This is a genomic window from Candidatus Sodalis pierantonius str. SOPE (genome assembly GCF_000517405.1).
In the GTDB taxonomy this organism is placed as follows: domain Bacteria; phylum Pseudomonadota; class Gammaproteobacteria; order Enterobacterales; family Enterobacteriaceae; genus Sodalis_C; species Sodalis_C pierantonii.
Genome location: NZ_CP006568.1, coordinates 1,130,417 through 1,142,158, shown reverse-complemented (window position 1 = coordinate 1,142,158; position 11,742 = coordinate 1,130,417). Strand labels below are relative to the sequence as shown.

Here is an 11,742-nt window from a genome sequence, read left to right as displayed (position 1 = left end):
CCCCTATTGTTGACGGTAATCCATGCTGACAGGGAAAATTACGCTCTGCGGCGCACCGCTTTAGCGCTAGCGGAGGGGTAGTTCTTCGCGATTTACCCCTCGCATTGCAGGCATTTAGCCAAAGGTAGTGCATTGTTCAGGTTTGCCCCACTCTCCCTAATTATCATCAGGATGGGGTCATTTCAGGTCGTCTAAATAGCGCCCGGCGATTTAAATTTATTTTCCTTGCTGGTTTTCTCATCATTTTAGGCCGCCCGTCATTGCGCCTAATACGTCCGATATATTTTTACCGGCTTTGTTGAATAAATCGAACTTTTAGGTGACTGGCGGCTCTGATCACTACATTCGTTTCAACATCAGGTCCCCATGGCAAAGCAAAAGTTTAAAATCACCAACTGGCCCGCATATAACAATGCGCTCAGGCAGCGGGGGGACCTGACAGTATGGCTTGATGAGTCAGCCATTGCTGCATGGACTGAGAGTACACCACCTGAACATCGTGGCCGGCCGCTTCACTACACCGATATGGCCATTACCACGGTTCTGATAATAAAGCGCGTGTTTAACCTTTCGCTCCGGGCGTTACAGGGTTTCGTTGACTCGATTTTTAAACTGATGGGGCTGTCGCTGCGCTGCCCAGATTACTCTCTGGTCAGCCGGCGAGCAAAAACCGTCGACATCAGCATAAAAACGCCAACCCGCGGCGAAATCTCACACCTGGTCATCGATGGCACCGGCCTGAAAATCTTCGGCGAAGGCGAATGGAAAGTCAGGCAGCATGGGGCTGAGAGGCGCAGAGTATGGCGCAAGCTTCATCTGGCAGTAGATAGCGCGACACATGAAATTATCTGTGCCGATTTATCGCTAAGCGGTACGACAGATGCGCAGGCGCTGCCCGGGCTGATTAACCAAACCCACCGGAAAATCAGGGAAGCGTCGGCTGACAGTGCTTACGATACGCGTTACTGTCATGATGCTCTGCTGAGGAAAAAAATAAAGCCGCTTATCCCACCGCGAAGTGGTGCGCAATATTGGCCAGCTCGATACCATGAGCGTAACCATGCGGTGGCAAATCAGCATCTGAGGGGCAATAACGATACCTGGAAAAAGAAAGTAGGTTATCACCGGCGTTCACTGGCTGAAACGGCCATGTTCCGGTTTAAAACACTTCTGGGTGGTCATCTGAGTCTGCATGACTATGACGCGCAGGTAGGTGAGGCAATGGCAATGGTTAAAGCACTTAACCGGATCACACTGTTAGGAATGCCAAACAGCGTCCGCATCATGTAACAATCGCCCTGATAGGGAGGAAGTCGTCAAAAATTTCGGATTTATTCAACAAAGCGATTTTTACCCAGAAGAGTGGCTGCAAACCCTGAAAGTGTTATCGCCACCAATAAGCCAAGGGGAGCTGCCGTGCATTGACGGCAAAAACGGCTTGAGTAAGCCCTCTTGGCTGCCGCTTTGCTGTTTGAGGGCTTTGTTGAATAAATCGAACTTTTAGGTGACTGGCGGCTCTGATCACTACATTCGTTTCAACATCAGGTCCCCATGGCAAAGCAAAAGTTTAAAATCACCAACTGGCCCGCATATAACAATGCGCTCAGGCAGCGGGGGGACCTGACAGTATGGCTTGATGAGTCAGCCATTGCTGCATGGACTGAGAGTACACCACCTGAACATCGTGGCCGGCCGCTTCACTACACCGATATGGCCATTACCACGGTTCTGATGATAAAGCGCGTGTTTAACCTTTCGCTCCGGGCGTTACAGGGTTTCGTTGACTCGATTTTTAAACTGATGGGGCTGTCGCTGCGCTGCCCAGATTACTCTCTGGTCAGCCGGCGAGCAAAAACCGTCGACATCAGCATAAAAACGCCAACCCGCGGCGAAATCTCACACCTGGTCATCGATGGCACCGGCCTGAAAATCTTCGGCGAAGGCGAATGGAAAGTCAGGCAGCATGGGGCTGAGAGGCGCAGAGTATGGCGCAAGCTTCATCTGGCAGTAGATAGCGTGACACATGAAATTATCTGTGCCGATTTATCGCTAAGCGGTACGACAGATGCGCAGGCGCTGCCCGGGCTGATTAACCAAACTCACCGGAAAATCAGGGAAGCGTCGGCTGACAGTGCTTACGATACGCGTTACTGTCATGATGCTCTGCTGAGGAAAAAAATAAAGCCGCTTATCCCACCGCGAAGTGGTGCGCAATATTGGCCAGCTCGATACCATGAGCGTAACCATGCGGTGGCAAATCAGCATCTGAGGGGCAATAACGATACCTGGAAAAAGAAAGTAGGTTATCACCGGCGTTCACTGGCTGAAACGGCCATGTTACGGTTTAAAACACTTCTGGGTGGTCATCTGAGTCTGCATGACTATGACGCGCAGGTAGGTGAGGCAATGGCAATGGTTAAAGCACTTAACCGGATCACACTGTTAGGAATGCCAAACAGCGTCCGCATCATGTAACAATCGCCCTGATAGGGAGGAAGTCGTCACAAATTTCGGATTTATTCAACAAAGCGAGCAGCCGATCGAAGTGACTGAAATATTCAGGGGTTTTGAGATTTTTGGCCAGTTCGTTAGCCAGAGCCTGTAACTGTTTTTCGTCCATAAATTAACCTGTTTTTGATGTTGGATTGAACATATCAAAATCAGGCAAATACACAAATTTCTAAACAGGCTCTCACCGGCGTTCACTGGCTGAAACGGCCATGTTACGGTTTAAAACACTTCTGGGTGGTCATCTGAGTCTGAGTCTACATGACTATGACGCGCAGGTAGGTGAGGCTATGGCAATGGTCAAAGCGCTTAACCGGATCACGCTGTTAGGAATGCCAAACAGCGTCCGCATCATGTAACAATCGCCCTGATAGGGAGGAATGTCGTCACAAATTTCGGATTTATTCAACAAAGTGAAGCGACGCCCGTGTCAACAACCTGTGCGACAGACCGGGCTGATGCTAGTTAAGGGCTGGCGTTTATCGTAATGTCTTGCATTCCACCTGCTTGAGGCCGTACGCAACTATGAGCTCAATCAATACCTCTACTTGCTTTCGTCGTGGACGGCGCTAAGGACCCCCGATGCGAATAGTAACCGGTAAGCGCTGTTACCCTGGACATAAGATCGCGTAAGCTACGGCCTATAGGCATGGCCACCTACGGCTAGCTTAGATAAGATCTACATTATTAAGTTTTGGATTACTAATCAATAAGCCGCACACCTTTTCTAATAAAATCTAACGGAATATATTGATCAAGCCCGGTTTGTTTGCAGTATTCAATGAGTTGATATTTGCTGTGCACATCAGCTTTGTGATAGATGTTCATCAAATGTACTTCGGCCGTTTTACAGGCTATATTCAGCCTTTTGGCAATTTCTTTTACACCTAATCTTTGCTGGGCCCAAAAAATGACTTCTAATTCTCTTTTAGTAAATAAGTTATCAGGAGCATCAGTTTGAATGGTTTTCCTGCCAAGTCGGCTCATGTAACATAATAATTCTGGTATATCAAGCCGCCTTCCATAACTGACAATACCGATTAATGTGTTGTTATCATCATAAAGAGGCTCTCTTTCCATGTAATGCGGCACTAGCTCGCTAGTATTGCCTTTGCCATAATGATGAATTGCAATAGATATTATTTTCTTGTTCTTTTCAACCACCTTTTTATCACTCTTTGTCAATTCTGGCCAAAGCTCCTGGCATATATCAGTAGGCATTTCCTTCGCAGATTTTCCTTCTACATCGAAATTTTTAGGAAACTTAAAGAAACTTGAAGCAGAATCATTCACAAAGACATATTTTGCATCATTATCTTTTATAAGCCAGTGATCAGAGCTATTTTTTATAAAGGATATTAATGAATTGGACGAGTTAAGATAGGATATAATATTGTGATTTTGGCTATTTACCTTCAGTGTAGGATCGTCAGGCACATTGACTTTCGATACTGTTTGTTTGGTTAAATTTGACTTGCCTGAATGATTAACGAGAAAAGATTGTTCGGTATTCTTATTGCCGTTATACATGGCAGCCCCCTTCCAGTTACCAATTTAGGTATCACCACCCAACGTCATGTGGCGAACTGAACAAGCGGATAGCATCGGTGCGCTGTGCGGCACATCTATCCCGTCCAGCGTTGACTTTGACTTTGAGTGCACCCGGTGCAGTCGCAAAGAGCGACGATCCTCCCCCATCAGAGTTTTCTATGAGCTGCAGATCCTGGCTGCGGATGCTGCAGTGATATTTTCACTTTACTGATATCAACACATTCCGTCAATCAATATAACCAATGAAAAGCTTGATAAATACCTAGTGTAACAAGCATTTTTAATGAGTGAGGGTATTATAAGATACATGTGGCTATTCGTGATGGCAAACGCATTAGACGATAACCATTCCAGAATGAATTCAGCCGTAAATTTCTACAGCATTTGGTCATAAAATCTAAGAGGATTTTGTTATTACGAGCGTTAACCATCGTTAATGTTTCATCATCCGCCCACCCACCGTGAGCGATGGCTTACCGACGGCCGCAAACACCTCAATCCAACCCATCACCCGAGCGACTTTAGTTTGCCGGGCTTATCCCAAACGGCCTTGCTAAAATATTTAGCCGTTTTCCCTCGTCAGACTATCGCCGGGTGAAAGCGAATGCCATCATAACCCGTATTTTCGATAGCCTAGAATCAGGCTGTGGAAGTATTGACGCCGTGACGAAAATTCACTCACGACCGCATGCCCACAACCTTTAGACAATTTATAAACCGATTTGAAACATGCCCTTTCAAGTATGATTTTCTCCCAGCTAGGCGCTTTGTTGAATAAATCCGAAATTTGTGACGACTTCCTCCCTATCAGGGCGATTGTTACATGATGCGGACGCTGTTTGGCATTCCTAACAGTGTGATCCGGTTAAGCGCTTTGACCATTGCCATAGCCTCACCTACCTGCGCGTCATAGTCATGCAGACTCAGATGACCACCCAGAAGTGTTTTAAACCGGAACATGGCCGTTTCAGCCAGTGAACGCCGGTGATAACCTACTTTCTTTTTCCAGGTATCGTTATTGCCGCTCAGATGCTGATTTGCCACCGCATGGTTACGCTCATGGTATCGAGCTGGCCAATATTGCGCACCACTTCGCGGTGGGATAAGCGGCTTTATTTTTTTCCTCAGCAGAACATCATGACAGTAACGCGTATCGTAAGCACTGTCAGCCGACGCTTCCCTGATTTTCCGGTGGGTTTGGTTAATCAGCCCGGGCAGCGCCTGCGCATCTGTCGTACCGCTTAGCGATAAATCGGCACAGATAATTTCATGTGTCGCGTTATCTACTGCCAGATGAAGCTTGCGCCATACTCTGCGCCTCTCAGCCCCATGCTGCCTGACTTTCCATTCGCCTTCGCCGAAGATTTTCAGGCCGGTGCCATCGATGACCAGGTGTGAGATTTCGCCGCGGGTTAGCGTTTTTATGCTGATGTCGACGGTTTTTGCTCGCCGGCTGACCAAGAGTAATCTGGGCAGCGCAGCGACAGCCCCATCAGTTTAAAAATCGCGTCAACGAAACCCTGTAACGCCCGGAGCGAAAGGTTAAATACGCGCTTTATCATCAGAACCGTGGTAATGGCCATATCGGTGTAGTGAAGCGGCCGGCCACGATGTTCAGGTGGTGTACTCTCAGTCCATGCAGCAATGGCTGACTCATCAAGCCATACTGTCAGGTCCCCCCGCTGCCTGAGCGCATTGTTGTATGCGGGCCAGTTGGTGATTTTAAACTTTTGCTTTGCCATGGGGACCTGATGTTGAAACGAATGTAGTGATCAGAGCCGCCAGTCACCTAAAAGTTCGATTTATTCAACAAAGCCCCAGCTAGGTGTCAAACATACCAGCGTGAGCACGTTTGATGCCGCGTAAGGTACAAGCGTCAGGCCGGGGGATTCACCGTTTCATCATTTCTACCCTGTTCTTTAGCGGTGAAATCAACAACGAACTTTTGGAGTAGTCTCGTTAGTGCTATGCAATCATCTTCACACCATTGCTGAAAAATACCTCTATAAATCTGCGCGCGTGCGGTATCAATTTTATCTGTCATCCCTTTGCCGGCGAGGGTGATGGCCGCTTCATTAATCCGCCGGTCTTTGGGATTCTTTTGCCGCTGCGCCAAACCGGTTTCTTCCAGCCTCGCTACCTGACGGCTTACGGTCGTGTAATCACGCCCCACACGATCGGCCAGTTCGACGATGCCAATGGGACCAAAGCGGCCAATCTGTACCAGAAGCGGAAACAGAGCGCGATCAAGCTGAATACCGGATTCTTTTATCATAAGTTCATCACGTTGAGGACGGTTGAAGGTCCCTACGATCGTCAGTAACGCATCATGCAAATCCTCAAGGTTAAAGTTTTTATGTGTATTATATATATATTTATTGACACCTTAGATTCTGATGATCAATGTGTGCATATTACACATATTTATCTGTGAACTGGAGGTTTAATTAATGAAAGCAGCCATTGTTTATTCAGCTGGAAAACTTCCCGAATACGGTGATTTTATCGAACCCCTTGTCGACGCCGACCATGTAATGATTAATGTGAAAGCCGCCGCAGTGAGCCAGTTGGTTAAGTCGCGTACAGCCGGCACCCACTACAGTTCAAGAATGCACTATCCATTCATTGCCGGTATCGATGGCACGGGTTATCTCAGTCATGGCGAGCCGGTCTACTTTCTAACATTTGGCACTCCTTGGGGAAGTATGGCGGAGAAAACGCTGACGCAGGTCAACCATATTGTGCCATTACCTGCGACACTCGACCCCGTACTGGCTGCCGCGCTAGCAAACCCGGGGATGTCTTCTTGGGCAGCATTAACGCGTCGAGCGCAGTTGCGCACGGGAGAAACTGTACTCATTAACGGCGCAACCGGCACCTCCGGAAGCCTGGCAGTCCGTATCGCACGTCACCTAGGCGCCGGGAAAATTATCGCGATTGGCCGCAATGTTGATGCGTTAGACAAACTGCGCGCACAGGGTGCAGATATCACATTGCCGCTGGAGGCTTTGCCGACCAGTTTGCTGGCGCTTATGGCTGAAGGTATTGATGTTGTTTTGGACTATCTCTGGGGCCCGAGCGCACTCGATATCATGACAGCTGCCGCTGCCGGTGCAGAAAAAGTGGTGCGTTTTGTGCAAATTGGTTCGTTAAGCGGCCAGGCGCTATCTCTACACAGCAAGCTACTCCGTAGCTCAGGGCTTACCCTAATGGGCAGTGGTCTGGGCAGTTTAGCGAACGCGGAGCTGATTGCCTCGATCGGCGAAATGTTGCAAACTGCGGCGCTGCAGGATTTTTCAATTCCGTTTCAAATGCGCCCATTAAGTGATGTGAACACTGCGTGGGAGGAAGATAACAGCCGCTGCCGTACCGTATCTGTCGTTGATCGGTAGTCAGCGACGCTCTCAATTACTGTAAATCCTAGTGAATTCTTTACAATGCATCACTCTGGTAGCATGCTGCATTTAGTATGTACGTCATAGTCCGGGGCAACTGAGCAGTAGAGTGAAGCACGTTGACGGGAAAGAGAATGATAGGGCGCAGCGCATTAAAGTTGCCCAAGAATATTATTGAGGTCAAATAAGGCAGATGCCCGCACTGACGTACGGGCCGGAAATAGCCTGTCAGTGGCGCAGCTGCTGCAGGTCATCGCCGGACAAACCGATCATTTTCATCACGGTAAGACGATCAAGACCGTTGTGCAGCATGGTAGAGCCTGTTTAGAAATTTGTGTATTTGCCTGATTTTGATATGTTCAATCCAACATCAAAAACAGGTTAATTTATGGACGAAAAACAGTTGCAGGCTCTGGCTAACGAACTGGCCAAAAATATCAAAACCCCTGAAGATCTCAGTCACTTCGATCGGCTGCTGAAAAAAATCAGCGTCGAAGCAGCTCTCAATGCCGAAATGACCCATCACCTCGGCTACGATAAAAATCAGTCTAAACCGGGGACCAACGCCCGCAACGGCTATTCCACAAAAACCGTTACCACTGGCGATGGCCCGCTGGCGCTGCGTACTCCGCGCGATCGTGACGGTTCCTTTGAACCGCAACTGGTGAAGAAGAACCAGACCCAGACCCGGATTACCGGGATGGATAACCAGATTTTATCGTTGTACGCCAAAGGGATGACCACCCGCGAGATCGCCGCCGCGTTCAAAGAGCTGTATGACGCCGATGTCTCGCCGGCGCTGGTCTCAAAGGTCACCGATGCGGTCATGGAGCAGGTTGTCGAATGGCAAAACCGGCCTCTGGATGCAGTCTATCCCATTGTTTATCTTGACTGTATCGTTCTAAAAGTCCGGCAGGACAGCCGCATCATCAACAAATCTGTGTTCCTGGCGCTGGGCATCAACATCGAAGGCCAGAAAGAGTTGCTAGATATGTGGCTGGCCGAAAATGAAGGCGCAAAGTTCTGGCTGAACGTGCTGACAGAGCTGAAAAACCGCGGCCTGAACGATATCCTTATCGCCTGCGTAGACGGGCTGAAAGGTTTCCCTGACGCTATTAACGCGGTGTATCCGGAGGCGCGGCTCCAGCTGTGTATCGTGCATATGGTGCGCAACAGCCTGCGGTTCGTCTCCTGGAAGGACTACAAGGCCGTCACCCGCGACCTGAAAGCTATCTATCAGGCCCCTACGGAAGAAGTCGGATTGCAGGCGCTGGAAGCGTTCTCCAGTGCCTGGGACATCCGCTACCCGCAAATAAGTCGAAGCTGGCAGGCAAACTGGGCCAATCTGGCCACGTTCTTTGCCTACCCAACGGACATCCGCAAGGTGATCTACACGACCAACGCCATCGAGTCGTTAAACAGCGTGATCCGGCATGCCATCAAAAAGCGCAAGGTGTTCCCGACCGACGACGCAGTGAAAAAGGTGGTGTGGCTGGCGATACAGGCGGCCTCACAGAAATGGACAATGCCTTTGAGGGACTGGCGCATGGCAATGAGCCGCTTTATTATCGAGTTCGGTGACCGCCTGGACGGTCACTTCTGAGAAAAGGCATTTACACAGAATCCGGTACGGGCTCGGCATTAACGACTTTAAGCGGGTGTAATACCACCCGCGGCTTCGGCGAAGATGTACAACATCTCGGCGGGGCCATTTCCCAGGTCGCCAGCTGATCTCAGTGCGTAAAAAGTCTGAAATTGAGCATGTTGGCTACAGAAACGGGATAGTTAAACTATGCTTATAGTGAATCACGTTTGGTGTTCATTATAAGGATAATACTATGTTGAAAAAAACTGTCATTGCCCTGTTATCAGTTGTGGTGTTGTCTTCCCTGACCGCGTGTAACACCACCCGTGGTGCCGGTGAAGACGTCTCTGCGGGTGGTGAGGCGATTCAGCGCGCAGCACAGTAACGGCAATTCGGTAGCGATTAAAGCTTCACCTTTGCGCACCGCGCCCCTCAAAGGCTTAGGATGATGTAGCGCAAGCGATGTCCGAGGGGGTACGACCAGAGAAAGTGCTTGGCCGTATCCCTTTGCTTTGTATGATATTTACCCCCTCTCTGCTTTCACCGCTCGTCTTCTTATTCACGCTCTCGTTGACACTGACACTGATGCGGGTTTGTGACGTTCATTGACGCTGGTTTGTGACGTTACTCGTGATTTTCCTGACCGTTATCAAAGTGGTCAGCCGTTTTCTCAGTTTACCCCCACCGCGAACAGTGTACCGTTGCGCCTGCTGCCTGCTGCCTGTGGGCTGTCGGCTGCTGGCTGTTGTCCAATTTCCCGGAGCGTGTTCTTATTTTCTTTGATTTCCCAGCGCCGATGAACCCCTTATCGTTGTCGGCGTCAATACGTCAGGTTCGCTTATCGGTATCCATACATCCGGCTTCCTTGCCAGCGTCAACGCGTTTCACTATGAGGGCGCCAACAACGCTTATACCGGCGGCGGCATGTCCTGCTTAACCCAAATCAGGCTGTCCACCGGAAAGTTGAGTTCCCTGGCGGTGTGCAGCAGCGCTTGCCTCGCCTGTGCATCCAGCATTGGCGTGTGCGATAAAATCCACAAATAATCACTGCTCGGTCCGGCAACCAGCGCATAACGGTAACCTTCATCCAGGGCGATAACGTGATAGCCGCCGTAGAAGGGGCCGAAAAAGAGACCTTTAGCAAGGCGGTCTGCGGCGAGCCAAGAAAACGCGCCTTTCCGATACTTTGCTTCCAGCGTTGTTTGGCGGCGGAGAATCCTGAATTGATGACCTTGATACTGCCGTCAGAACGAAGGATGTATTGGGCGGTAACATGATCCAGGCCGCGCTCAAAGGGGTGATCGAGACGGGCGATTTCATACCAGGTCCCCAAATAGCGGTCGACGGCAAAAGGCTCAACCGGTAGCACGCCGGCGGGCGGCGATACGCTACAGGATAAAGACAGCAGCGAAGAGATGAGCAGCGAAAAGGTTCGCCATGCAGACATAGCGCATAATCCATTAGGGAAAAGAAATAAGTGTAGTAATCCGCCACGAATGTGTAGCCGGCCCGATAAAAAAAGCGGGGAAGGCGACTGATGCGAAACGGTACAGGTCGTTGTATTAAGAATGGAAAGCGCTAACCCACCCCTTTTCTAAGGCGTGGCCAACGTTAAAAAGGGCGACGGTGATATTTGTTTGCGCTCAAAGATACGGGTAGACTGCATCCCCTGTTTAACGGAGGGAAAAATATGAGCGATTCGGCCAGCTGGCAACCAAGCGCGCCCATTACCAACTTGTTAAAGCGTGCTGCAATTGTGGGCCAGATCCGGCGGTTTTTTAGCGATCGCGGATTACTTGAAGTAGAAACGCCGGCCATGAGCCAGGCAACGGTGACGGATATCCATCTTGTTCCATTCCAGACCCGCTTTATCGGGCCAGGCGCGGCCGGCGGTATGCCGCTGTATTTGATGACCAGTCCCGAATATCACATGAAGCGCCTGCTGGCGGCCGGTAGCGGCCCTATATTCCAGCTTTTCCGCAGCTTTCGTAATGAGGAAGCCGGTCGTTATCATAATCCGGAATTTACCATGCTTGAGTGGTATCGCCCCCATTATGATATGTACCGCCTGATGAATGAGGTTGACGATCTCCTGCAGCAGATCCTGGATTGCGACAGTGCGGAAACGCTTTCTTATCAGCAGGCCTTTACCCGACATGTGGGTATTGATCCTTTATCGGCGGACAAAGGGCAGTTGTATGAGGCGGCGGTTAAATGGGATCTCGGTGAGGCGACTTCTGCCGAGGACGATCGCGATACCCTGCTGCAATTGCTGTTTGCTATGGTGGTCGAACCCAACATCGGGCGCGATAAGCCGGCTTTTGTTTACCATTTTCCCGCTTTTCAGGCTGCGCTGGCGGAAATCAGCACCGAGGATCATCGGGTGGCGGACCGGTTTGAAGTCTATTTTAAGGGCATTGAGCTGGCCAACGGTTTCCGTGAATTAACCGATGCGCGCGAGCAGCGCCAGCGCTTCGAGCAGGATAACCGCAAGCGGGTGGCGATGAGCCTGACCGAACAGCCTATCGATGAAAATTTACTGGCGGCCCTGGCGCAGGGTATGCCGGAGTGTTCCGGGGTGGCGTTAGGCGTGGATCGACTGGTCATGCTGGCGCTGAAGGCCGAGCGCTTGAGTAATGTGATCGCCTTTCCGGTGGAGCGCGCCTAAGCGCCCCCGTTGGTGCGGCAACGCCAAAGGCCTTT

10 protein-coding genes and 3 pseudogenes are annotated in these 11,742 nt (G+C 50.1%); 8 read left to right on the top strand and 5 right to left on the bottom strand.

The annotated features are described in order from the left end of the window. Nucleotides 1-366: 366 nt before the first annotated feature. On the top strand, nt 367-1,290 hold the full coding sequence (locus SOPEG_RS05910; protein WP_025244639.1) for an IS5-like element ISSoEn1 family transposase: 924 nt from the start codon (nt 367-369) through the stop codon (nt 1,288-1,290). Nucleotides 1,291-1,551: 261 nt separating this feature from the next. After that, nucleotides 1,552-2,475: an IS5-like element ISSoEn1 family transposase gene (locus SOPEG_RS05905; protein WP_038468319.1), complete on the top strand. Its 924-nt coding sequence runs from the start codon at nt 1,552-1,554 to the stop codon at nt 2,473-2,475. On the opposite strand, the gene SOPEG_RS28185 is transcribed toward SOPEG_RS05905, so the two are convergent. Beyond that, nucleotides 2,468-2,620 carry a hypothetical protein gene (locus SOPEG_RS28185; protein WP_025244638.1) on the bottom strand — a complete coding sequence of 51 codons (153 nt, stop codon included), beginning with the start codon at nt 2,618-2,620 and terminating at the stop codon, nt 2,468-2,470. The two genes, SOPEG_RS05905 and SOPEG_RS28185, sit on opposite strands and share 8 nt — an antisense overlap. 67 nt (nt 2,621-2,687) lie before the next feature. Here SOPEG_RS28185 and SOPEG_RS27185 point away from each other — a divergent pair. Then, nucleotides 2,688-2,867: pseudogene (locus tag SOPEG_RS27185) on the top strand (IS5/IS1182 family transposase); the annotation flags it as partial. 343 nt (nt 2,868-3,210) lie between these two features. Here SOPEG_RS27185 and SOPEG_RS05890 read toward each other — a convergent pair. The 3 genes and pseudogenes from SOPEG_RS05890 to SOPEG_RS24220 all read right to left on the bottom strand — a co-directional run bounded on the left by SOPEG_RS05890 (nt 3,211) and on the right by SOPEG_RS24220 (nt 6,394). Continuing rightward, nucleotides 3,211-4,038: a PAS and helix-turn-helix domain-containing protein gene (locus tag SOPEG_RS05890; protein ID WP_025244637.1), complete on the bottom strand. Its 828-nt coding sequence runs from the start codon at nt 4,036-4,038 to the stop codon at nt 3,211-3,213. A gap of 840 nt (nt 4,039-4,878) precedes the next feature. Further along, a pseudogene (locus tag SOPEG_RS05885) lies at nt 4,879-5,801 on the bottom strand (IS5-like element ISSoEn1 family transposase). 134 nt (nt 5,802-5,935) lie between these two features. After that, the gene (locus SOPEG_RS24220; RefSeq protein WP_025244636.1) at nt 5,936-6,394 is read right to left on the bottom strand and encodes a MarR family winged helix-turn-helix transcriptional regulator; all 459 of its coding nucleotides are present in this window, start codon (nt 6,392-6,394) and stop codon (nt 5,936-5,938) included. A gap of 115 nt (nt 6,395-6,509) precedes the next feature. Here SOPEG_RS24220 and SOPEG_RS05875 point away from each other — a divergent pair, with 115 nt between their 5' ends. The 4 genes from SOPEG_RS05875 to SOPEG_RS24210 all read left to right on the top strand — a co-directional run bounded on the left by SOPEG_RS05875 (nt 6,510) and on the right by SOPEG_RS24210 (nt 9,424). Continuing rightward, nucleotides 6,510-7,451: a quinone oxidoreductase family protein gene (locus SOPEG_RS05875; protein ID WP_025244635.1), complete on the top strand. Its 942-nt coding sequence runs from the start codon at nt 6,510-6,512 to the stop codon at nt 7,449-7,451. A 391-nt stretch (nt 7,452-7,842) separates the two neighbouring features. Further along, nucleotides 7,843-9,057: an IS256 family transposase gene (locus SOPEG_RS05870; RefSeq protein WP_025244634.1), complete on the top strand. Its 1,215-nt coding sequence runs from the start codon at nt 7,843-7,845 to the stop codon at nt 9,055-9,057. A gap of 8 nt (nt 9,058-9,065) precedes the next feature. Then, nucleotides 9,066-9,185, top strand: a complete 120-nt coding sequence (locus SOPEG_RS24215) for an entericidin A/B family lipoprotein (RefSeq protein WP_200867887.1) — start codon at nt 9,066-9,068, stop codon at nt 9,183-9,185. Between the two features lie 107 nt (nt 9,186-9,292). Then, nucleotides 9,293-9,424 carry an entericidin A/B family lipoprotein gene (locus tag SOPEG_RS24210; RefSeq protein WP_025244633.1) on the top strand — a complete coding sequence of 44 codons (132 nt, stop codon included), beginning with the start codon at nt 9,293-9,295 and terminating at the stop codon, nt 9,422-9,424. Between the two features lie 523 nt (nt 9,425-9,947). Here the strand turns inward: SOPEG_RS24210 and SOPEG_RS24205 are convergent. Beyond that, a pseudogene (locus tag SOPEG_RS24205) lies at nt 9,948-10,486 on the bottom strand (lipocalin family protein). 243 nt (nt 10,487-10,729) lie between these two features. Between SOPEG_RS24205 and epmA the strand changes: the two are divergent. Beyond that, nucleotides 10,730-11,707 carry an elongation factor P--(R)-beta-lysine ligase gene (gene epmA / locus SOPEG_RS05865; protein WP_025244632.1) on the top strand — a complete coding sequence of 326 codons (978 nt, stop codon included), beginning with the start codon at nt 10,730-10,732 and terminating at the stop codon, nt 11,705-11,707. Nucleotides 11,708-11,742 lie beyond the last annotated feature (35 nt).